Raw genomic sequence first — 19,688 nt, 5'->3', positions numbered from 1 at the left:
GCCGAACCCGCCGACGTAGAGCACCGTGTCACGCATGCGCAGGCACTCCCGGGGCGTGGCCTAGCCGCCGCTCCCGCTGCAGCGGGATGCCCATCACCGCCAGTGCCCCACGCGAGAACACGTACAGGATCAGGCCCCAAGACATGAAGACGTTGTTCAGGAGGGGGAACGCAAGCGCGACCGCCAGGAATGCCAACGCGGGACCGAACGGCACCCGCCGGTCGCGCACGAATCTCCAAGGCAGGTACACGAGCAACAGCAGGAACAGGGTTCCGATCACGAATCCGTACTGGGCGTAACGATCCAGCGCGGCCGAGTGTTTTCCCACGTGATCAAAGGTCAGGGTGCCCATCACCGGATTCTCCAGGGCCAACCGCATACTGCGCTGGTAGCGTTCCGCGCGGTCCCCTACCGTGCCGGTGCTCTGGTCTTCATCCAGCGAGCGGCGCACATCGCGAACCTTCGCCGCGTACTCGGTTCCCGCCGCAGCCCCCTGCAGGCCATCCAGTGCCGGGCGCAGCGCGAAGGCAGCCAGCAGCACCAGCATCGCAGATAGCGACAGCGAGATCGCCAGGCGCAAGCCACCCCGCGCACGCACCAGCAACACCAGGCAAAGCGCAATGGCCGCCAACACAAGCCCGATGGTGTAGCCGGCACGCAACAGCAGCAGGTAACCCAGCAGGAAATTGAGCATCAGCAGCGTCATCACCCCACGCCTGCGCCAACCACGCGCCCCCATGGTCGCGGCAGCGCTGCGGGGACGGGTGGCGAACCAGGCGAGGAATGGCAGGCACAACAAGACTGTATAGACAAACCCGTATCCACCTACGCCCTGCCCGGCCAATGTCCTCGCCTCGTCGGATGAGCGACTGATAGTGCGCGCCACGTCGACCGCAATCGTCTCGATGCCACGCAAGGTCGCAATCGACCAGATTGGCAGCACCAGCAGCACCAGCCAGAAGCACAGCCTTGCATCCCCGTCGCGCCCCCTGCCCAGGCTTTCCCCCACCAGCAGGAAGAAGAACATGATCCATATCTGGAAGTGTCGGCTGATCTCTCCCGCATCCGGGACCAGCCATTCCACGAAGGCGGTGTAGCCGAGGAAGACGACGGTGCCGAGCACCGGCCACGACGGCTTCAGCAAAACACTTCGCGGGGCTGCCAGTTCGAGTAGCAGCCAAGTCACCATGGCAGACAAGGCAATGAAACGCCACATGGCACCATATGCAAGAGGTGGCGAGAGCACCCAGACGATGAGGTAGGCCAAGGCAGCCCTGCGGAGCAGTGTCGATGCAGGCAACCTCGCAACACGAATTTTCATCTCGTGTCGTCACTTCCGTTTGCGTCTAGGACCGCCATTTCACAGCCTCCCATCCACCGCCTCCCGCGGCAACAGGCACTTCACGTCGTACACCACCGACAACGGCTTGCCGAAGTCGCGCACGCCCTGGCCGCCCAATGCCCGGAACTGGTCGTGGCCGACCGCAAGCACGATGGCGTCATAGGCGCCCCGCTCCGGCGCCGGGATCGGCGCAAGCCCGTATTCATGGGTCGCCTCGGCGGCGTCCACCCACGGATCGTGCACGTCCACGCTGCAGCTGTACCCGCGCAGCGTCTCGATGATGTCCACCACGCGGGTGTTGCGCAGGTCCGGGCAGTTTTCCTTGAACGCCAGCCCCAGCAGCAGCACGCGCGCGCCGACCGGGTTGATGCCCTTTCGCACCATCAGCTTCAGGACCTGGTCGGCGACGTAGCCGCCCATGCCGTCGTTGGTGCGGCGGCCGGCCAGGATCACCTGCGGATGGTGGCCGACCTCCTGCGCCTTGTGGGTCAGGTAGTACGGATCGACGCTGATGCAGTGGCCCCCGACCAGGCCGGGCCGGAACGGCAGGAAGTTCCACTTGGTGCCTGCCGCTTCCAGCACGTCCAGCGTATCGATGCCCAGCTTGTTGAACAGGATCGCGAGGTCGTTGACCAGCGCGATGTTGAGGTCGCGCTGGGTGTTCTCGATGACCTTGGCGGCCTCGGCGACCTTGATGCTCGGTGCCTTGTGGGTGCCCGCGGTGATGATGCTGGCGTACAGCGCATCGACGAAGTCCGCGGCCTCCGGCGTCGAGCCGGAGGTCACTTTCAGGATGTTGGTGACGCGGTGTTCCTTGTCGCCGGGATTGATGCGTTCCGGGCTGTAGCCGGCGAAGAAGTCCGCGTTGAACCTCAGCCCGGACACGCGTTCGAGGATCGGGATGCAGACTTCCTCGGTGCAGCCCGGATAGACGGTGGACTCATAGACCACGGTGTCGCCGGGCTTCAACACCTTGCCGATCGCCTCGGAGGCCTTCACCAGGGGGGTCAGGTCGGGGCGCTTGGCGGCATCGATCGGGGTCGGCACGGTGACGATGAAGACATCGCAGCCGGCGATGCCGTCCAGCGCGTCGGTGAAGGCGAGCCGCGCGGCCTGCGCCAGCAGCTCGGGTTCCACCTCCAGCGTGCTGTCGCGCCCCTGGCGCAATTCCGCGATGCGGGCGGCGTTGATGTCGAAACCGATCGTGTCGTAGCGCTTGCCGAATTCGACCGCCAGCGGCAAGCCGACATAGCCAAGACCGACGATGGCGATGCGCGCATGTTCCAGTCGTTTCGACGGCATATGTCGCCGGCTCCAGATCGCTTATTGCGGTGCGACATTATGCCGGTTGCGTCGTGTCCGCGTCCTCGCCATGGCCCGCGCGAGGCCATTCCGCTGCCGCGGCTTGCGGCAAGGCGCCGTCGCCCTGCACCGACGTCCCACGCTCGTGGCGGATGCGACGCCGGGATTTCTCCCGCACCAGCGCATCCGCCAACGCGCCCAACATCAACCCGGCCAGCATCGCCGTCGTGGTCATCAGGGCGGTGGTGCGCAAGGGGTAGTCCGCCCAGGAATGCGCCAACACCGCGCAGACGGCCACGCAGCAGGATGCGGCCAGGTTGGCATCGCCGCCGCGCGAACGCAGCCGTGCGATGCGCCAGATGCAGATGGCCAGCAGCGCCAGCGCGAATGCCAGCACCAGCATCCCCAGCCAGCCCGTTTCGAGCCACCATTGGGCGTATTCGTTATGCGCGTGGTTGACGTAATGGGCCAGCCACAGCGAAGGGGGGGACGACGTCTCGAACACGGGGACGAAACTGCCGGCGCCGCTGCCCAGCGGCGCCTCCGTCTTGCCGGTCGCGACCGCGGCGGCACGGATGATGTGGCGCAGTTCCTCGGCCTCGTCCACCGCCATCCAGCCCAGGGCGGCGCGCACCCCAACGATCGCCAACAGGGCCAATCCGAGCGCCAGCGCAGTCGCACGCTTGCTGCGCCCGATCCGCGAAGGCCGCAGTCCGCCGGTGAGCAGCAATACGGCGGCCAGCGCCGGCAAGGCGATGGCCATCCCCGCCCGCGCCGTGCTCAACGGCACCATCAACAGCAGGCAGCCGGCTAGGGCCGCATACCACCAGGGCATGTGCGGCCGGGTTTCGCCGCGTTCGACGCGGAGCCTGGACTCCACCGCCAAGCCCACCGCCAGCACCATGGCGATGATGCACGCCGTGGCCTGGTGGTTGGTATTGGCCAGCAGGCCGCCGAAACCGGCATCGAACTCCTGGTACAAGCGCAGGGCACTGCCTTGCGGCAGACCCACCTGGAAGAATGCGAACCCGACGTTGAACAGCACCAGCAGGATGATGGCCTGCACCAGCCTGCGCCGACGCCCGGCACCCATCGCGAGTACAGCAAGAAACGCAGCCAGTGCGGGCAGCGATGCCCAAAGCGCGTTTTCGGTGGCGTGAGGCGCCAGCGTCCAATGATCGCGGAGCGCCGCGACGCCTGCCTGTTGCAGGTCGGCAACCAACGCACCGCGCGCGGGCGGCAGGTTCCACCAAGCCGCAGGCACGGGCAGCAATTGCAGCAATGGCACGGCGACGATCAATAGTGCGATGGCGATGCCACAACGGCGGTAACCGTCTTGCGGGAACTCTGCGACCAGAACCATGACGGCCGCCGCAAGCAACGGCAATGCCAACAACTGCAGCCACTCATCGGTGGCGGTGCTGTCCTCGGTGACGCCGCCGCCCAGCCATACCGCGACCAACAACCCGCCGAGCAAGGCGGGCAACAACGTACGGCGGAGCGTGTCGATCATGGGCATGGCGGGAATCCGGCATCGCGTACGCGCATCAGCATGCAGAAACGAACAGGGCAGGCCTTTCGACCTGCCCTGCCGGCTATTCCTTGGTCAACCCCGGTGCTCGATCAGCGAGCACCGGTGCTGATCGCGCCGTTGTCCTTGGAACTACCGGAATTGATCAGCGCCGCGCCGATCACGGCCGCACCTGCAATGACACCCGCATTCGCGCCGCTGATGTGGCCGCCATTCAACCATGCGGCGGCCGGCGTGCAGACGGCATCGATGATGTAGGTATCCGGATCGGTGTAGTCCTTGACGCACTTGTCGACGACCTTGCCCTCGTCGTCGAGTTCGTAATAGACGACCTTGGCCTTGGTGGCATCGCCGAGCATCATGTGCTCGCCGACGATCAGCAGCTTGCCGACGTCGGCGGTCTGGTAGTCGCCGCCGGTGCTGGTCATGACGTTGCCCGCCTTGTCCTCCAGCACGATCTTGTCCCAATCGCTCTTGTTCTGCCCCTGGGCGATGGCAGGCGCAACGAAGGCCGCGGAAAGCGCGACAAGGGCGAACGCGAACTTCTTCATGACGATCATCCTTGGTCTGCGTTGCGTAGACGCTAATCTTCAGTCTCGACAAGGCTAATGCCACATCCCGGCAAATGCAACACTTACCCCCATGATTTATCATGGGTATTTCGTTCACTTTTGCAATATGACCTTCACGTCGTCCACCCAGAGTTCGCCCATCACGCGCTGCGCTGCGCCGGAGGGAACGGGGTTCACCAGCCGCAGCCATTGACCAGGGCAGCCGGTTGGTGGAATCGCGATGTCCGCTTCGAATGTACGCCAACCGAAACTGCCGTCGACCGGCTCGGTACGCCCCGCCACCCCACCCGGCCCCGAACAGGTGACCATCCATTGCAAGCCCAGTTCGCTGCGCAGCCCTTGGGCCCGCATCCGCAGGGTCAGCCGATAATTGCCCGGCGAAAGCAGCAACGGCTGTTCCAGCCCGGCGTTCGGCACGCGGCGATCCAGGAAATGCAGGTAGGCCATCTGCCCTCCCCCGCCCCCGCGTCTGACTCGAACTGCAGCAGCACGCCTGCGACGCGGCGCAGCCGCCAATCGAAGCCGGCGCCGGACGGTACCTGCGCGAAGTCGCCGTTGTAGACCAGCGGCAGGCGTCCGCCGGGCTTCGGCACCCGCCCCGCCCAGCGCGCGTAGGCTTCGCCCCAGCGCCCTTGGGCGATCAACCCGTCCAGCCAGGCCGCATATTCCTCCGCACTCAACCCACCCCGGTTCTGCAAGGCCTGCATCACCCGCCCGGCAGCCGACGGATTCCCGCTCTTGGGGTCGCGCAATGCGGCAAGAATGCCCCGACGCCATGGCGGATCCTGGCGCAGGACAGCGGCAAGCGCATCCGCGAATTCCGGATCCTGCGCAAGCTGCACCAGCACAGGATGCAGACTCTCCGCGCGTTGCGGGGACATCCGCAGGATGCGGTCGATCTGCGCCAGCGCCCGCACGAAATCGCCCTGCTCCAAATAACGCTGCGTCAGCCAGGCGCGGGTCGGCAGGTCCCGCGGCGCCCGGCGTTCGGCAATGAGGTACAAGCGGAAGGCTTCGGCACGCCGCCCCTGGCGATCCGCCGCCGCGGCCAACACGCGGAAGGCGACGCCCTGCAGGGGTTCGTGAACCAGCAGTCGGCGGGCACTGTCCCGCGCCGCGGCGAAATCGCCCTGGGTGAGCTGGCGTTCCGCCAACACCAGCAGCGCCTGCGGATGATTCGGCCGCCAGCGCAGGGCGCGTTCCGGTTCGGTGTCCGCATAGCGCTCCGACTGCATCTGCCCGACGATGCGCCAACCGGCGATCAGGATGAAGGGGAGGATGGCAAATATCACCAGGAAGCGCAGAATCGGTTTCATTGAGTGCGCTCCATGCTCAGACCGATCACCAGCCAGCGATCTTCCCGCCAGATCATGTCGGCGGTCAGACGACCGACACTGGCGTTTTCGCCACGCACCGCGTAGGCCGACGTCAGCACGGCATTCTCGTTGCCGATCTGCCATTGCCCGGCTGACAGACGCACCCGCCCGGTATCGTGCAGGTCTTGCCGCATGCGGTTCGCGCTGGATTGGATGACCGGGCTGTTCCAGATCGCGGGTGGCGGCCTGCCGACCGCGGCCATGTAACGCAGCAACTGGTCGCCGGTGGCCCATGCCTGCCGGACGCGCGCAGCATCCGGCAATGTCGGCGCCTCCGCTGCTGGCCGGCTGGTTGGCACCGGCTGGGCCTGCTCGTTGATCGACGCCGGAGCGCCGCGGTGCGCGACCGCCACGGCATCGGCAATCACGGGCGCAGCGATCTGTGCCTGTACCTCGTCGTTCGCAGACAATGAAACTGGGGCTTGAATAATCCGGATCGCCTGTCCGGCCATTTCGCGACTGTGCAGTCGCGCTTGCGGCACGGCTTCGGGAGCATGCAAGACAGTGGCCACGGTAGCGTCATGCAGCTCGGGATCCGCGATCGCATGCCTGATCGCATTGCGAACCCGCTCGGCAAGTTTGCGCGGCCCGGATTCCGGAAGCCGTCCCTCGTCGCGCCGAGGCACCGAAATCCCCAGTCCGTCCCCAGCCGCCGTCCCGACCGACTTCTCATGCTCCGCGTCCTGCCACGTATCTGGCCTGCCATCCATGTCGCGCAGGATCAGCATCACCAGCAAGATGGAGGATACCGTCAACACCAGCACGGGCAGGCGCTGCCGCCAACGGCTGTGCGGGATCTCGGCCTCCGGCGCCCAGGCAGGCACGCTACGCAGCGCGCTGCCGGCGTCGAACGTTTCCGGCGCATCGTCCTGCCGGAATGCCTCGTCATAAGCCTTGCGCCGTTCCCGGCTGCGCAGCCGGTTCCAGGCGATGTTCACGCGCGCGGCAAAGATTGCATCGTCCTCGTCGCGCATGCGGTCCGGATGCAGCCAGTGCTGCAACAGGCGGTAGTGGGCCTTGATCTGCTCGGCATCCGCGTCGGCTTCCACGCCAAGCACGCGGTAGGCATCGGCTTGTGCATGCAACAGCACTTCGCGAGCATAGAACTGCGCGGCTTCCTGCACCCGCGCTTCCGTTTCGCCCGAATCGCGCGCGGCCTCGGCAAGCGCATCGGGCATGGCGCCGGCGGCAACGCCCAACAGACGATCCATACCTAGCGGAAGCGGTTTCTGCCGCAATGCATGGCGTTCCCCCGGCGCACGCAACAGCGCCAAGGCCCATTCCAGCGCGCTCCCCCTCGCGCCGACCATCGGATCAGCTCTTGGTCAATTTGCGGTCGCCGCCGTAGGCGTAATACGACTCGTAGTGGTAGTGGTACCCGTAGCCGTAGCTGTAGCCCGCGCTACGGACATCGTACTTGGCCAGCAAGGCGCCCACGATGCGCGCTCGCGCCGCTAGCAACCGCTTCAACGCCGCGCGCGCGGCATTAATCTTGGTTTTCGCGCTGTTGACCATCAACAAAGTGCCGTCCACCGAATTCGCCAAGATCGGCGCATCCGCAAGCCCCAGCACCGGCGGGCCGTCGAGGATGACCTGGTCGTAGCGTTCCGCCACCACGGTCAGCGCGGACACCAGCTTGGTGCCGGACAGCAATTCGGCGGGATTCGGCGGCAGCGGGCCGGCCAGGATGACCTTCAGGCCCTGCTCGTCGGTATCCAGAGTGGCTTCGTTGAGGGTGCAGGCGCCCGCCAGCAGGTTGCTCAAGCCGACGCCATGCCCGCGCAGGCCCAAGGTGCGATGCAGCGACGGGTTGCGCAGGTCCGCCTCGATCAGCAGCACGCGCTTGCCCAATTGCGCGAAGTTGCGGGCCAGCGCCAGCGCCGTGGTCGATTTGCCTTCGCCCGGGCCGCTGCTGGTGATCAGCAGGGTCTTGGGCACGCCGCGGTCGGTCGAGAACTGCAAGGCCGTGCGCACGGAACGATACGCCTCCGAGAAGGACGACTGCGGATTCCCCGCCGCCGCCGCCATACTGTCCTTCGCGCCCAGCTTCGGGATGACGCCCAGCACCGCCAGCTTGAGCTTCTGTTCGACGTCCACCGGCGTCTTCAGGGTGTCGTCCAGGAACTCGAGCAGCAACGCGACCAACACGCCGAGCAAACCGCCGAGCAATACGCCGAGGGCAAGGTTGGTGAACAGGTTGGGCTTGACCCGCCATGCGATTTGCGCGCGATCGATGATGGACACGTTGTTGGCGCGCACGTCGCCCGCCACGCCCACTTCCTTGTAGCGCTGCAATAAGCTGTCGTAGAGCTGGCGGTTCGTGTCGGCTTCGCGCTTCAGGATGTTGTACTGGATGCTGCGGCCATCGACATCGAGCGCCTGCCCGCGCAAGGCTGCGATCTGCCCCTTGAGCATGCCTTCCTGCTTGGCGGCTGCATCGTATTCCGCCTTAACCGAAGCGCGCACGCTGCCCAATTCGGCGCCGATCTGGCGATCAATCTCGTCGATCTGGCCCTTCAGCGCCACCATGTCCGGGTAATCCGGCTTGAACCTGCCCAGCTTCTCCTGGTACTGCGCCAGCAATGTGCCGCGCTGCTGGCGCAATGACGGCACACTGGACACGGCCATCATGTCGGACGGCATCGCGCCGCCGCCGGAGGCCTGCCGCCAGCGCGCTTCGGCGCGGATGCGCTGGCCCTGCGCCGTGGCTAGTTGCGCATTGAGGTCGGTCAAGTTCTGGGTGGCCAGCGACTGCCCGTTTTCCCCGGTATTGACCAAGTTTTCCTTCTGCGCGAAGACGACTAGCTTGCGTTCGGAATCCTCGAGCTTCGCCTTGGTCAATCTGAGCTGATCCTCCAGGTAGGTCTTCGCATACGAAGTCGCCCCGAATCTGCGTTCGAGGCCGGCGGCAATGAAGCCCTCGGCCACCGCGTTCGCAACCCGCACCGAGAATCCGGGGATCGTGCTGTCGTAGTTGATGCGCACCAACCGCGAATCGCGCACGGGTTCCACGTTCAGCCCCCGACGGACAATGCCGGCCGCAGCCATCAGCTCTTGCTGCGCGTCCTGCCGCGCATCGGCCGCCCCGCGCTTCTTCGCCTGCTGCTTCGACTGCGGCTGCAACAGCGCCAACATGCGACTGAACCAGCCCGATTGATTCAGATCACCCAGAGTCGTCCGATCCAAGTCGAGTTCATTCGCCACACGCTCGGCCAACGATTGGCTCTGGATGAGCCTGTATTGCGTTTGCAGGAACTCCGGATCCCAGCCTCCGCCAAAATCGCCAGGCTGAACGCCCCCTACCTGTACGACTTGCGTGCCTTCCTTCTGCAATTCCAGCAATACGCTGGCCCGGTAAACGGGCGTGGTCAGCAACGTGATCAACAGCGCCAGAGCCACCACCCCGGCGAGGATGCTCAACACCATCCAGCGACGTTTGACCAAGATGTGCCAGTACGCAAGCAGATCGATCTCGTCGTCGCGCAATTCTTCCTGGATGTCCAGCGCAAGCGAGGTGGCAGCGGAGCGCATCTGCGAGAGCTGCTGGCGCGCGCGCGGATCGTGGCGTGCCGGCAGGTTGCCGCCATCGCCCGGCGCGTCAACCGGAAATTGGTCTTGGGTCATATGATCTTCGTCCCTGACGGATCAGAACCAGCGGAACACGCCGAGTATCGGCATGGACTCGATGAATCGGCGGAACGCGGTCTTCGAGCCGGACTGCTCAACCACGATGATGTCGTCGCCGTAGAGTTGCGGATCCTCGATATTGCCCCTGCGCACCTCGCGCAAGTCGTATACGGCAGCCTGACGCTTGCCAGCCACTTTCCGCATCAGGACGATGCCGCCCAGGTCCGCCAGCTTGTCGTCCACGCCACCGGCCAGCGCAATGGCCTGCAACAATGACGTGCGCCCGGTGATCGGATAGATGCCGGGCTTGGCGACCGCGCCTTCGAGGGTAATGCGCTGGCTGGTGAACTCTTTCACGAACACGCTGACCTGCGGGTTCTGCAGGAATCCCTCGGAATACTTCTTCGCCAGTTCAGCCTCGAACTCGGGGATGGTCTTGCCGCCCGCCATCATGCCGCCGATCAACGGCAGTGAAACCTGGCCGTTGGAGTTGACCCGGACCTCCTTGTTCAGCTCCTGCACGCCGAATATGCTGATTTCCAGCAGGTCCTGCGCGCCGATCCGGTAATCGGTGGCGCCTTCGTAGGCGCCAGATGCCGCGGTAGTATCCGGTGCAGGCAACGCACCCGCCTTGGCGGTAGTCATCCGCCCCCTCGTCTCACCACCGCTGGAACAGGCTGCAAGCATTGCACCGAGGAGTAGAACCAGGGCGGTGCGAATCCAGAGTCTCGACATCATTTGATTCCCTCGGTGGGCTTGCCATTATGCGGTGATGCATCAATCGCGCAAGCGCGCTGCCCCGCAGTCTCGCCATGCGCATGTGAATGCGATGCACACTTCGCAGCGGGACCCGTTGCCCTCTGCTGGTATTCATGTAGAATGCGCGGCCCGACCGGGCGGTTAGCTCAGCGGTAGAGCATCGCCTTCACACGGCGAGGGTCGCAGGTTCGAACCCTGCACCGCCCACCAGATACGGAAAAGCCGGCCTTGCGCCGGCTTTTTCGTGGGCGCTGGCAAAGCCTCCTGGAACGTGCGCCGCGGCTCATTTCTTTGAGGAACTGACTTACACTCTGCGTGGACGCCCGGGGGCCGGGCGAATTCAGGGGGCCAGAATGAACATGAAGTTCCATGTGTTTTGTCTTGCCGCACTCGGCAGCGCCGCAAGCCTGCTCGCGCCGGCAGAAGTGCACGCCGGGAATATCGGGTACGTGACCGGGCAGACCTGCTCGGGCCCCGGCGACAAGGCTGCGGCGATCACCGCAGCCGGGCATACGCCTGTCGGATTGGCGAGCATTTCGCCGGCGACGCTGGCAGGCCTCGATGGGCTCGTTTGGGAGTCGTGCGGCGGCTATGCGGCGAACGCCGACATCGCCAGCGCGGTGAATGCCGGCATGGGGCTGATCATCTCCGATTGGATTCCCAACGCCAGCACCGGCAGCCAGCTTCCGGGCGCACCGGCGATCTCATACAACAACTATAACTGCTTTTCCGAGATCGACCTGCCTCCCACTTCGCCCGCCATATCGGGCCCTGGCGGCACGCTGACCAACGCATCGATGGATGGCGGCAACTGCTCCGCCCACGGCTCGACGCCGGTTGCATCGCTGCCGGTGGGCGTTCAAGTCCTGACGACGACGAACGATCCCGCCCAGGCAGTCTCGTTGATGTACAGCTACGGCGCAGGCACGGTCGTGTATGCCCCCCTTCCGTGGAGCTGGTTCCTCCCGGGCGGCACCGGAGCGAGCAATCCCGCGGCGCCAGGCATTGCGGCGTTCATGATCAATGGGGTGGCGCTGTCCGCCGGGACGGCCGGCCCGGTCACCACCTGCGCCAGCTCCGGCTATACCGGCACCCAGCTGACCTGGTGCCAGAACATCTGCGAGAAGGGCTATACCGGCGCCACCCTCAACATGTGGATCCGCCGCTGGCTGGGCCGTTGGCACGACCTGCCTTACTGCGCAGCGGCGCCGCAGCCGACGCTCAACTGACTCAACCCGACCGGTCAAACAGAAGGCCCGCGCAAGCGGGCCTTCTGTTTGGCTCGATCGCCGGTTTCGCCTACAGCTCCAGCGCCGCGATCACCCGTTCCGCGAGCGTGGCCGGATCCGCATCGCCGGCATTCAGGTGCAGTTCCGGCACCTCCGGGATTTCGTAGGGCGAGTCGATCCCGGTGAAATTGCGCAATTCGCCGCGGCGCGCCTTGGCATACAGTCCCTTGACGTCGCGCCGCTCGGCCTCGGCCAGCGGGGTGTCGACGAACACCTCCAGGAACTCGCCCTCGCCGAACAGCGAACGCGCCATCTCGCGCTCGGCGCGGAACGGGCTGATGAAGCTGACCAGCACGATCAGGCCGGCATCGGTCATCAACTTCGCCACCTCCGCCACCCGGCGGATGTTTTCCACGCGATCCTCGTCAGTGAAGCCCAGGTCCTTGTTCAGGCCGTGGCGGACGTTGTCGCCGTCCAGCAGGTAGGTGTGCTGGCCCATCGCCAGCAGCTTCTTCTCGACCAGGTTGGCGATGGTCGACTTGCCGGCGCCGGACAGGCCGGTGAACCACAGGCAGCGCGGCTTCTGGTGCTTGATCCGGGCACGCGCCTGCTTGTCCACGTCCATGTGCTGCCAGTGGATGTTGCCGGCGCGGCGCAGGGCGAAGTCCAGGGTGCCGGCCGCGACCGTGGCATTGGTCTGGCGATCGATCAGGATGAAGCCGCCGAGCGCCCGGTTGCGCGCGTAGGGCTCGAACGCGACCGACTGGTCGAGGTGCAGGTTGCAGTAGGCGACCTCGTTGAGTTCGAGGTGCTTGGCGGCCAGGCGTTCCTGCGTGTTGACGTCGATCTTGTGCTTGATCTCGGTGACCGAGGCGCCGACCGTGCGCGCGCCCAGCTTGAACAGGTAGGGACGGCCCGGCAGCAGGCGCTCGTCGCCCATCCACAGCAGGTGCGCGGCGAACTGGTCGGCCACTTCCGGCGGGTCGATCGCTGCGGCGATCACGTCGCCGCGGCTGGCATCGACTTCGTCCGCCAGGACCAGGGTGACCGCCTGCCCGTCGCCGGCGCCGGCGAGGTCGCCATCCATGGTGACGATGCGCGCCACGGTCGAACGCCGCCCCGACGGCAGCACCGCGACCTCGTCGCCCACCGCCACCCGGCCGCCGACGATGGTGCCGGCGAACCCGCGGAAATCCTGGTGGGGCCGGTTGACCCACTGCACCGGCAGGCGGAAGGCGGCGGCGGATGCCGGCTCGACGCGCACGCTTTCCAGGTGTTCCAGCAGCGACGGCCCCGCGTACCAAGGCATCGCCGTCGAGGCCGCGATCATGTTGTCGCCCTTCAGCGCCGACAGCGGGATCGCCTGCACCTGCGGGATGCCCAGCTGCGCCGCGAGTTCGCGATAACCGGCGACGATGGCATCGAACACGGATTGGTCGTAACCCACCAGGTCCATCTTGTTCACCGCCAGCACCACGTGCCTGATGCCGAGCAGCGAGACGATGTAGCTGTGCCGATGGGTCTGCGTCAGCAGGCCCTTGCGCGCATCGACCAGCACCACCGCGAGGTCGGCGGTCGATGCGCCGGTGGCCATGTTGCGGGTGTACTGCTCGTGGCCGGGGCAGTCGGCGACGATGAACTTGCGCCGCTCGGTGCCGAAGAAGCGGTAGGCGACATCGATGGTGATGCCCTGCTCGCGCTCGGCGGCCAGGCCATCGACCAGCAGGGCGAAGTCGAGCTCGCCGTTCTGGGTGCCGTGCTTGCGGCTGTCCGCTTCCAGCGCGGCCACCTGGTCGTCGAGCAAGAGTTTCGTGTCGTGCAGCAGGCGCCCGATCAGGGTGCTCTTGCCGTCGTCGACGCTGCCGCAGGTGATGAAGCGCAGCAGGCCCTTGGTCTCGTGCTGTTGCAGGTAGGCGGCGACCTGCGCGTCGGCGTCGTGCGCGGCCATCAGAAATACCCTTCCTGCTTCTTCTTCTCCATCGATGCAGTGGGATCGTGGTCGATCACCCGTCCCTGCCGTTCCGACGATGTGGCCACCAGCATCTCGGCGATGATCTTCTCCAGCGTGTCGGCCTCGGATTCGATCGCGCCGGTCAGCGGATAGCAGCCCAGGGTGCGGAAGCGCACGCGCTTGAGCGCAGGCGTTTCGCCCGCGCGCAGCGGCAGGCGTCCGTCGTCGACCAGGATCAGCGCGCCGTCGCGTTCGACCACCGGGCGCTCCCGTGCCAGGTACAAGGACGGCACCGGGATGTTCTCGCGGTAGATGTACAGCCAGACGTCGAGCTCGGTCCAGTTGCTGATCGGGAACGCGCGCACCGACTCGCCCTTGTGCACGCGGGTGTTGTACAGGTTCCACAGCTCGGGGCGCTGGTTCTTCGGGTCCCAGCGGTGCTGCGCGTTGCGGAAGCTGAAGATGCGTTCCTTGGCGCGCGACTTCTCCTCGTCGCGGCGCGCGCCGCCGATGGCGGCGTCGAAGCCCCACTTGTCCAGCGCCTGCTTCAGCGCCTGGGTCTTCATCACGTCGGTGTGCACGGTCGCGCCGTGGCTGATCGGGCCGATGCCCTGCGCCAGGCCTTCGGGATTGGTGTGCACGCGCAGTTCGATGCCGGTTTCGGCGGCGCGGCGATCGCGGAATTCGATCATCTCGCGGAACTTCCAGCCGGTATCGACGTGCAGCAGCGGGATCGGCGGACGCGCCGGATGAAACGCCTTCTGCAGCAGGTGCAGCAGCACGGAGCTGTCCTTGCCGACGGAATACAGCATCACCGGGTTGCGGAATTCGGCCGCGACTTCGCGCAGGATGTGGATGCTTTCGGCTTCCAGCCGATCGAGATGGGAGAGCGCTGCGTTCAAGGCCACGAGATGCGTTTTCGATGAACGCGCAGGGTATCAGTTCGACTTGCCCGACCGCAGCCGCAGGACATTCTCGGGCGGCATGAAGGCATCACTGCGGGCGGCTTGCCAGAAGTCCTGGAACACCGCGTGCTCCGGGATGCCGCCGCCGAGCAATTCGCCGGGCTTGAGGAAGCGGTACAGCGCGCCGAGCGAACGCACCTCGGTCGGCGAGACGCGGCGCAGGATGTGCTCCGGCCCGAGCTGGTCCGGATGCTCCAGGCCCGCCGCGCACAACAGGTCGCGCAGCGCATGCAGGGTGTTGCCATGGAATTCGGCGACCCGGCTGGCCTTGTCCGGCACGTCGAGCCGCTTCCAGCGCCGCGAGTCCTGGGTGGCGATGCCGGTCGGGCAACGGTCGGTGTGGCAGCTCATCGACTGGATGCAGCCCAGCGCGAACATGTAGCCGCGCGCGGCGTTGCACCAGTCCGCGCCCATCGACAGCGTGCGCGCGATGTCGAACGCACCGACGATCTTGCCGGCGGCGCCGATCCTGATCCGCTCGCGCAGCTCCAGCCCCACCAGGGTGTTGTGCACCAGCATCAGCGCCTCGTGCATCGGCACGCCGACATGGTCGATGAATTCCGCCGGCGCCGCGCCGGTGCCGCCCTCGGCGCCGTCGACCACGATGAAGTCCGGCAGGATCCCGCTCTCGTGCATCGCCTTGGCGATCCCGAACCATTCCCAGGGATGGCCGATGGCGAGCTTGAAACCGGTCGGCTTGCCCCCCGACAGATCGCGCAGGCGGGCCACGAATTGCAGCAATCCAAGCGGCGTGGTGAACGCCGAATGCCGCGCCGGCGACACGCAGTCCCGGCCCATCGGCACCCCGCGCGTGGCCGAGATCTCCGCACTGACCTTGGCCGCCGGCAATACCCCGCCATGGCCGGGCTTGGCGCCCTGCGACAGCTTGATCTCGATCATCTTCACCTGCGGGTCGCGCGCCTGCGCTGCGAAACGTTCCTCGCTGAAGCTGCCGTCGTCGTTGCGGCAACCGAAATAGCCGGAGCCGAGTTCCCACACCAGGTCGCCGCCGGCCTCGCGGTGGTAGGGCGAGATCGAGCCTTCGCCGGTGTCGTGGTAGAAGCCGCCGCGCTTCGCGCCCGCGTTGAGCGCGCGGATCGCCGCCGCCGACAGCGAACCGAAGCTCATCGCCGAGATGTTGAACACGCTGGCCGAATACGGCTGCGCGCTGTCGGCGCCGATGACGATGCGGAAGTCGGACGAAGGGATCGAGGCGGGCGCCAGCGAATGGTTGATCCACTCGTAGTCCACGCCGTACACGTCCTGCTGGGTGCCGAACGGGCGCACGTCGTTCATCCGCTTGGCCCGCTGGTAGACCAGCGCGCGCTGCTGGCGCGAGAACGGCACCTCGGCGAGGTCGGACTCGATGAAGTACTGCCGCATCTCCGGGCCGATCGATTCCAGCCCGTAGCGGAAATGGGCCAGGATCGGGTAGTTGCGGCGCAACGTGCTCTTGCGTTGCAGCAGGTCGAGGGTGCCGAGCAGCGCCAGCGCGGCGAAGGCCGCCGCCGCCCACCACCAGCCTGGCTGCGCTTGCGCCAGCAGCAACGAGACGAGCATCAGCGCGATGCTGGCGACATAGGCTGTGTAACGGGACACGGCACCTCCGATCCGAGCATGGTGCCTGGGGAGGGACTCGAACCCTCATGGCCTTGCGGCCGGCGGATTTTAAGTCCGATGCGTCTACCGGTTTCGCCACCCAGGCTTGCGCGGAAGCTTACGTCATCCGCCGCCGGCATCCGCCATGGCCCGGCGCATCGGCGCACGCAACAAAAAACCCCGCCGGAGCGGGGTTCCATGTTTGGAGGCCGAGGTCGGAATTGAACCGGCGTACGCGGATTTGCAGTCCGCTGCATAACCACTCTGCCACCCGGCCGGTGACTTGGACAACGATGCGCTTGCATCTTACTGAAACAACGAAGCCCCGCGTACGGGGCTTCGTCTGCAAACTGGAGCGGGAAAAGGGATTCGAACCCTCGACCCCGACCTTGGCAAGGTCGTGCTCTACCACTGAGCTATTCCCGCGTTGAGCCCGCCATTTTACGGGTTCATTTCCGGGTGTCAACACCTCGCTGTGCAGCGACGGCATTTTCCTGCGCGCGCAATGCCGGCCACGCGGCGCGCGCGTACTCGAATCCGGACCACAGTGTCAGGATCGCGGCGGCGGCCAACAGCCATTCGCCGATCTGGAAAATCGGCAGTCCCAGCAACGGCTCGCGGTACAACAGGAAGCCCAGCGCCACCATCTGCACGATGGTCTTGATCTTGCCCACCGTGGCCACCGCCACCTTCGCCCGCTGGCCCAGCTCGGCCATCCATTCGCGCAGCGCCGAGACCGCGATCTCGCGGCCGATGATCACGCTGGCCCACAGCGCCATCCACACCGTGTGGTGGTGCTGCACGGTGATCACCAGCGCGACCGCCACCATCAGCTTGTCGGCGACCGGGTCGAGGAAGGCGCCGAACGCCGAGTACTGCTGGTAGCGACGCGCGATCCAGCCGTCCAGCCAGTCGGTGATCGAGGCGAAGGCGAAGATCGCGGTCGCGGCGACATTGGTCCAGCGGTAGTCCAGGTAATAGACCGCCACCAGCACCGGGATCATCGCGATCCGCGCCAACGTCAGCCATGTCGGTATCGTCAACTTCATCGGCCGATTATGCGGTAGGTCATGCCTGTTCGTTCGCCGCGCCCTGCTCCAAGCCGTGCAGGCTGGCCCAGATGCGTTCGGCCAGCGCGCGGTTGACGCCCTCGACCCTGGCGATGTCGTCCACCGCCGCCGCCTTCAATCCCGACAGGCCGCCGAAATGCTTCAACAGGGCCGCGCGCCGGCGCGGGCCGATCCCGGCGATATCCTCCAGCCGGCTGGTCGCGCGCGCCTTCTGGCGCCTGCCGCGATGGCCGGTGATGGCGAAGCGGTGCGCCTCGTCGCGCACCTGCTGCACCAGTTGCAGGGCGGGCGAAGCCGCGCCGGGCTGCACTTCGCGCCCATCCGGCAGCAGCAGGGTTTCGGCGCCGGCCTTGCGCGCCGGGCCTTTCGCCACCCCGACCAGGACCACCCCGGCCACCCCGTTTTCCTGCAGCACGTCGCGCGCCTGCGCCACCTGCCCCGCGCCGCCGTCGATCAGCAGCACATCCGGCAGCACGATGTCGGGCTCGCCCTCGACCGCGGGACGGAAGCGCCGCTGCAGGGCCTGATGCATCGCGGCGTAATCGTCGCCGGGCTCGATGCCGGCGATGTTGTAGCGCCGGTACTGGTTGCGCACCGGGCCGGCCGCATCGAACACCACGCACGAGGCCACCGTCGCCTCGCCCATGGTATGACTGATGTCGAAACACTCGATCCGCTTCGGCGGTTCGGCCAGGCCGAGCAGCTCGCGCAGGCCGTCCACCCGCGCCTGCTGCGCGCCGCTGCTGGTGAGTTCGGTAGCCAGCGCCAGTTCCGCATTGCGCTTGACCAGGTCGAGGTGCGCCGCGCGCTCGCCGCGCACGTTGCTGCGCAACTCGACCCTGCGGCCGGCGTGCTCGGCCAGCGCCTGCTCGATCAGTTCGCGTTCGGGGATGTCGCGGTCGAGCACGATTTCCGCCGGCGGCGGCTGTTCCGCGTAGTACTGCGAGACGAATGCGGCCAGCACCTCGGCGGCGCTGTCCTCGCCATTGGTCCTGGGGAAGAAGGCGCGGGTGCCGAGGTTGCGGCCGTCGCGGAACGCCAGCAGCAGCACGCAGGCGGAAGCGCCCTGCATCGCCACCGCCAGCACGTCGAGGTCGGCGTTGCGGCCATCCACGTATTGCCGCGCCTGCAGCTTGCGGATGGTCGCGATCAGGTCGCGCAGGCGCGCGGCCTGCTCGAACTCGAGGCTGTCGCTGGCCTGCTGCATCGCCGCCGCCAGCTCGTCGCCGAGCTCCTCGCTGCGGCCTTCCAGGAACAGGCTGGCGCGGCGCACGGCATGCGCGTAATCGCCGGCATCGACCAGGCCCACGCAGGGCGCGCTGCAGCGCCCGATCTGGTGCTGCAGGCAGGGCCGGCTGCGGTTGCGGAACACGCTGTCCTCGCAGCTGCGCAGGCGGAACAGCTTGTGCATGAGGTTGAGCGTGTCGCGCACCGACACCGCGCTCGGATACGGGCCGAAGTAACGGCCCGGAATGGCGCGCGGCCCGCGATGGAAGGCGATCCGCGGCCAGTCTTCCCTGGTCAGCAGCACGAACGGGTAGCTCTTGTCGTCGCGCAGCATCACGTTGTAGCGCGGCTGCAGCGACTTGATCAGCTGGTTTTCCAGCAGCAGCGCGTCGGCCTCGCTGCGGGTGACGGTGACCTCGATGCGCGCGACCTGCGCGAGCATCGCCATGATCCGGGTCGGCTTGGGCGTGGCGTTGAAATAGCTGCCGACGCGGTTGCGCAGCGCGCGCGCCTTGCCGACGTAGAGCACGCCGCCGTCGGCATTGAGCATCCGGTACACGCCCGGCGCGGCCGGCAACGCGGCGGCGGCGGCCTTGCCGTCGAACCCAGGCGGGTCGGCCTTGCGCCTGCTCATTCGCGCCCGTCCATGCCCGCGCGGCTCAGTAGCGTCCCTGGCGGATGCGCTCGACCACGCCCAGCGCCGCCGCATCGGCCAGCTTGAACGCCTTCTCGAAATCGCGGGCGTCGCCGTAGTACGGATCGGGCACGTCCTTCTTGCCGACGCCGCTCCATTCCAGCAGCAGCTCGACGTCCGCATGCGAGGTGCGCGGCTTGCGGATGCGCGCATCGTGCAGGATGGTGCGGTCGGCGCAGAGGATGAAATCGAACTCGTCGAAATCCTCGAGTTCCAGCGCGCGCGCGCGTTGCCGGGAGATGTCGATGCCGTGCTTGCCGGCGCAGGCGATGGCGCGCTCGTCCGGCGCATGGCCGATGTGCGAACGCCCGGTCGCGGCGGAATCCACCCGCACCTGCCCGGCCAGGCCGGCCTCCGCGAGGCGGGCGCGCAACACGCCTTCCGCCATCGGCGAACGGCAGATGTTGCCCAGGCAGACCATCAGCACACCCAGCTTCCTGGCCA

The 19,688-nt window shown here is 66.6% G+C and carries 16 protein-coding genes and 4 tRNA genes; 2 read left to right on the top strand and 18 right to left on the bottom strand.

Features of this window, described 5'->3' with window-relative positions; all coding sequences use genetic code 11:
• Positions 1-28: 28 nt before the first annotated feature.
• The 9 genes from FHQ07_RS00235 to FHQ07_RS00195 all read right to left on the bottom strand — a co-directional run bounded on the left by FHQ07_RS00235 (position 29) and on the right by FHQ07_RS00195 (position 10,395).
• The gene (locus FHQ07_RS00235; protein ID WP_168191410.1) at positions 29-1,267 is read right to left on the bottom strand and encodes an O-antigen ligase family protein; all 1,239 of its coding nucleotides are present in this window, start codon (positions 1,265-1,267) and stop codon (positions 29-31) included.
• Positions 1,268-1,360: 93 nt separating this feature from the next.
• The gene (gene tviB, locus FHQ07_RS00230) at positions 1,361-2,644 is read right to left on the bottom strand and encodes a Vi polysaccharide biosynthesis UDP-N-acetylglucosamine C-6 dehydrogenase TviB (protein ID WP_139714744.1); all 1,284 of its coding nucleotides are present in this window, start codon (positions 2,642-2,644) and stop codon (positions 1,361-1,363) included.
• 37 nt (positions 2,645-2,681) lie between these two features.
• Complete coding sequence (locus FHQ07_RS00225; protein WP_139714743.1) at positions 2,682-4,163, bottom strand: O-antigen ligase family protein; 1,482 nt, start codon at positions 4,161-4,163, stop codon at positions 2,682-2,684.
• Positions 4,164-4,267: 104 nt separating this feature from the next.
• The gene (locus tag FHQ07_RS00220) at positions 4,268-4,726 is read right to left on the bottom strand and encodes a hypothetical protein (protein WP_139714742.1); all 459 of its coding nucleotides are present in this window, start codon (positions 4,724-4,726) and stop codon (positions 4,268-4,270) included.
• Between the two features lie 114 nt (positions 4,727-4,840).
• Entirely contained in the window at positions 4,841-5,194 is a 354-nt protein-coding gene (locus FHQ07_RS00215; RefSeq protein WP_139714741.1) for a hypothetical protein, read from the bottom strand.
• Positions 5,107-6,063: a tetratricopeptide repeat protein gene (locus tag FHQ07_RS00210; protein WP_139714740.1), complete on the bottom strand. Its 957-nt coding sequence runs from the start codon at positions 6,061-6,063 to the stop codon at positions 5,107-5,109. Before FHQ07_RS00210 ends, FHQ07_RS00215 begins: the two co-directional genes overlap by 88 nt.
• Positions 6,060-7,397 (bottom strand): J domain-containing protein, encoded by a 1,338-nt coding sequence (locus FHQ07_RS00205; RefSeq protein ID WP_168191409.1) that lies wholly within the window; start codon positions 7,395-7,397, stop codon positions 6,060-6,062. The genes FHQ07_RS00210 and FHQ07_RS00205 overlap by 4 nt, the downstream gene beginning before the upstream one ends.
• Before the next feature lie 40 nt (positions 7,398-7,437).
• On the bottom strand, positions 7,438-9,747 hold the full coding sequence (locus FHQ07_RS00200; RefSeq protein WP_139714738.1) for a GumC family protein: 2,310 nt from the start codon (positions 9,745-9,747) through the stop codon (positions 7,438-7,440).
• A gap of 21 nt (positions 9,748-9,768) precedes the next feature.
• Positions 9,769-10,395, bottom strand: coding sequence for a polysaccharide biosynthesis/export family protein (locus tag FHQ07_RS00195; protein WP_168191408.1), 627 nt, complete (start codon positions 10,393-10,395; stop codon positions 9,769-9,771).
• Positions 10,396-10,644: 249 nt separating this feature from the next.
• Between FHQ07_RS00195 and FHQ07_RS00190 the strand changes: the two genes are divergently transcribed.
• Positions 10,645-10,719 (top strand) — tRNA-Val (locus tag FHQ07_RS00190).
• 143 nt (positions 10,720-10,862) lie between these two features.
• The gene (locus FHQ07_RS00185) at positions 10,863-11,738 is read left to right on the top strand and encodes a hypothetical protein (RefSeq protein WP_139714736.1); all 876 of its coding nucleotides are present in this window, start codon (positions 10,863-10,865) and stop codon (positions 11,736-11,738) included.
• Positions 11,739-11,808: 70 nt separating this feature from the next.
• Here the strand turns inward: FHQ07_RS00185 and cysN are convergent, their stop codons facing one another.
• From cysN to FHQ07_RS00140, 9 genes are all read right to left on the bottom strand, one after another.
• A complete protein-coding gene (gene cysN, locus FHQ07_RS00180; protein ID WP_139714735.1) occupies positions 11,809-13,686 on the bottom strand; it encodes a sulfate adenylyltransferase subunit CysN in 1,878 nt (625 codons plus the stop codon).
• A complete protein-coding gene (gene cysD, locus FHQ07_RS00175; RefSeq protein ID WP_139714734.1) occupies positions 13,686-14,591 on the bottom strand; it encodes a sulfate adenylyltransferase subunit CysD in 906 nt (301 codons plus the stop codon). Before cysD ends, cysN begins: the two co-directional genes overlap by 1 nt.
• A 36-nt stretch (positions 14,592-14,627) precedes the next feature.
• Positions 14,628-16,253: an FMN-binding glutamate synthase family protein gene (locus tag FHQ07_RS00170; RefSeq protein ID WP_139714733.1), complete on the bottom strand. Its 1,626-nt coding sequence runs from the start codon at positions 16,251-16,253 to the stop codon at positions 14,628-14,630.
• 19 nt (positions 16,254-16,272) lie between these two features.
• Positions 16,273-16,359 (bottom strand) — tRNA-Leu (locus tag FHQ07_RS00165).
• A 97-nt stretch (positions 16,360-16,456) separates the two neighbouring features.
• A tRNA-Cys gene (locus FHQ07_RS00160) sits at positions 16,457-16,530 on the bottom strand.
• A 74-nt stretch (positions 16,531-16,604) separates the two neighbouring features.
• Positions 16,605-16,679: transfer RNA gene (locus tag FHQ07_RS00155), tRNA-Gly, on the bottom strand.
• 23 nt (positions 16,680-16,702) lie between these two features.
• Positions 16,703-17,302 (bottom strand): CDP-diacylglycerol--glycerol-3-phosphate 3-phosphatidyltransferase, encoded by a 600-nt coding sequence (pgsA, locus tag FHQ07_RS00150; RefSeq protein ID WP_139714732.1) that lies wholly within the window; start codon positions 17,300-17,302, stop codon positions 16,703-16,705.
• A gap of 19 nt (positions 17,303-17,321) precedes the next feature.
• Positions 17,322-19,184 carry an excinuclease ABC subunit UvrC gene (uvrC, locus tag FHQ07_RS00145; RefSeq protein WP_139714731.1) on the bottom strand — a complete coding sequence of 621 codons (1,863 nt, stop codon included), beginning with the start codon at positions 19,182-19,184 and terminating at the stop codon, positions 17,322-17,324.
• A 25-nt stretch (positions 19,185-19,209) separates the two neighbouring features.
• Positions 19,210-19,677, bottom strand: a complete 468-nt coding sequence (locus FHQ07_RS00140) for a low molecular weight protein-tyrosine-phosphatase (RefSeq protein WP_139717789.1) — start codon at positions 19,675-19,677, stop codon at positions 19,210-19,212.
• Between the last annotated feature and the right edge of the window lie 11 nt (positions 19,678-19,688).

The sequence above is a fragment of the Thermomonas aquatica genome (assembly GCF_006337105.1).
GTDB lineage: Bacteria > Pseudomonadota > Gammaproteobacteria > Xanthomonadales > Xanthomonadaceae > Thermomonas > Thermomonas aquatica.
Note: the sequence above shows the minus strand (reverse complement) of the source record. Positions and strands in the feature narration are given on the sequence as shown.

What these genes read in the sequence shown, in the direction of transcription:
- FHQ07_RS00220 (WP_139714742.1), bottom strand. Translation starts at nt 4,726, where the DNA reads ATGAAGAAGTTCGCGTTCGCCCTTGTCGCGCTTTCCGCGGCCTTCGTT.
- cysN (WP_139714735.1), bottom strand. Translation starts at nt 13,686, where the DNA reads ATGGCCGCGCACGACGCCGACGCGCAGGTCGCCGCCTACCTGCAACAG.
- FHQ07_RS00195 (WP_168191408.1), bottom strand. Translation starts at nt 10,395, where the DNA reads ATGACTACCGCCAAGGCGGGTGCGTTGCCTGCACCGGATACTACCGCG.
- tviB (WP_139714744.1), bottom strand. Translation starts at nt 2,644, where the DNA reads ATGCCGTCGAAACGACTGGAACATGCGCGCATCGCCATCGTCGGTCTT.
- FHQ07_RS00200 (WP_139714738.1), bottom strand. Translation starts at nt 9,747, where the DNA reads ATGACCCAAGACCAATTTCCGGTTGACGCGCCGGGCGATGGCGGCAAC.
- pgsA (WP_139714732.1), bottom strand. Translation starts at nt 17,302, where the DNA reads ATGAAGTTGACGATACCGACATGGCTGACGTTGGCGCGGATCGCGATG.
- FHQ07_RS00210 (WP_139714740.1), bottom strand. Translation starts at nt 6,063, where the DNA reads ATGAAACCGATTCTGCGCTTCCTGGTGATATTTGCCATCCTCCCCTTC.
- uvrC (WP_139714731.1), bottom strand. Translation starts at nt 19,184, where the DNA reads ATGAGCAGGCGCAAGGCCGACCCGCCTGGGTTCGACGGCAAGGCCGCC.
- FHQ07_RS00225 (WP_139714743.1), bottom strand. Translation starts at nt 4,163, where the DNA reads ATGCCCATGATCGACACGCTCCGCCGTACGTTGTTGCCCGCCTTGCTC.
- FHQ07_RS00215 (WP_139714741.1), bottom strand. Translation starts at nt 5,194, where the DNA reads ATGGCCTACCTGCATTTCCTGGATCGCCGCGTGCCGAACGCCGGGCTG.
- FHQ07_RS00185 (WP_139714736.1), top strand. Translation starts at nt 10,863, where the DNA reads ATGAACATGAAGTTCCATGTGTTTTGTCTTGCCGCACTCGGCAGCGCC.